The organism is Pusillimonas minor (assembly GCF_014237865.1).
Classification (GTDB): domain Bacteria; phylum Pseudomonadota; class Gammaproteobacteria; order Burkholderiales; family Burkholderiaceae_B; genus Neopusillimonas; species Neopusillimonas minor.
Map to the genome: position 1 here is coordinate 1 of NZ_JACJUU010000044.1, position 1435 is coordinate 1435.

The 1435-nt window shown below is 56.2% G+C and carries 1 protein-coding gene and 2 pseudogenes; all 3 read left to right on the forward strand.

Going from position 1 to position 1435, the window contains the following annotated elements; genetic code table 11:
- Positions 1 to 100: pseudogene (locus tag GTU67_RS15145) on the forward strand (cation transporter); the annotation flags it as partial.
- 3 nt (positions 101 to 103) lie between these two features.
- Positions 104 to 616, forward strand: coding sequence for a signal peptidase II (gene lspA / locus GTU67_RS15150; RefSeq protein WP_004863699.1), 513 nt, complete (start codon positions 104 to 106; stop codon positions 614 to 616).
- Between the two features lie 21 nt (positions 617 to 637).
- Positions 638 to 1435: pseudogene (locus tag GTU67_RS15155) on the forward strand (ISL3-like element ISPpu12 family transposase); the annotation flags it as partial.

The window sequence follows — 1435 nt, forward strand, 5'->3', positions numbered from 1 at the left end:
CGCGTGGACCGGTTCCAATTATCCGGATCTGATTATCGGCACCATCGCGGGGGGCATTGTACTTAACGGTGCCAGACGCATTTTGGCGTTGAAGGGTTAAATAATGCTCATTATTGGCAAAAAGCTCTCGCCGTATGCCCTATTGTCCATATCGGGCCTGCTGGCAGCGTCTGATCAGGCTGTAAAGTGGCTGGTGCAGCAATCAATGGCCTATGGCGAGTATGTTTCGGTGACCCCGTTCTTTAACTGGGTGCACCTATGGAACACCGGTGCCGCATTCAGTCTTTTTGCGAATGGTGGAGGCTGGCAGCGCTACTTTTTTATCGGAATCGCGGTAGTGGTCTCGATTTTTCTGATCAAGCTGATCCTTGAAAATCGTCATAAAGGAGAAGCCATCGCTTACAGTCTTATCCTCGGTGGCGCCATGGGCAACCTGATTGACCGGGTCTTTCGCGGCTATGTTGTGGATTCCTTTGATTTCTATTGGCGAGACTGGCATTGGCCGGCCTTCAACCTGGCTGATATTGCAATTGTCCTCGGTGCCTTACTTTTCGTTTCCAGCAGCTTGTTGGGTAAAAAAGCAAACACCAATGCCGAGCCGGATGGATCTGACTGACACCTACGCCTATACAACACCATGACCGAACTTCCCGACAACATCCTTCACCTGCCGCAATACCAAGTACTGGGCTGCAAATCAACCGACGACGAAATGCACTTCCAGGTGGACGTGCCCGATCCCATCGCCTGCGAGGAATGCGGCGTGCAGGGTGAGTTCGTACGGTTCGGCAAGCGTGACGTTCCCTATCGTGATCTGCCCATCCACGGCAAGCGGGTCACTCTCTGGGTGGTCCGCCGCCGATACACCTGCCGGGCCTGCAAGACAACATTCAGGCCCCAGCTACCGGAGATGGTGGACGGATTCCGTATGACACTGCGGCTGCATGAGTACGTGGAGAAGGAATCCTTCAACCACCCCTACACCTTTGTGGCGGCACAGACCGGCCTGGACGAGAAGACGGTGCGCGACATCTTCAACGCCCGCGCCGAGTTCCTGGGGCGCTGGCACCGCTTCGAGACGCCCCGCATCCTGGGCATTGACGAGCTATACCTGAACAAGCGCTACCGCTGCATTCTGACCAACATTGAGGAGCGAACCCTGCTCGACCTGCTGGCCACCCGCCGCCAGGACGTGGTGACCAACTACCTGATGAAGCTGAAAGACCGGCAGAAGGTCGAGATCGTCAGCATGGACATGTGGAACCCCTACCGGGCAGCGGTCAAGGCTGTGCTGCCCCAGGCCCGTATCGTGGTCGATAAGTTCCATGTGGTGCGCATGGCCAACGATGCCCTAGAGAGAGTGCGCAAGGGCCTCAGAAAGGAGCTGAAACCGTCCCAGAGCCGGACTCTCAAGGGAGACCGGAAAATCCTGCTG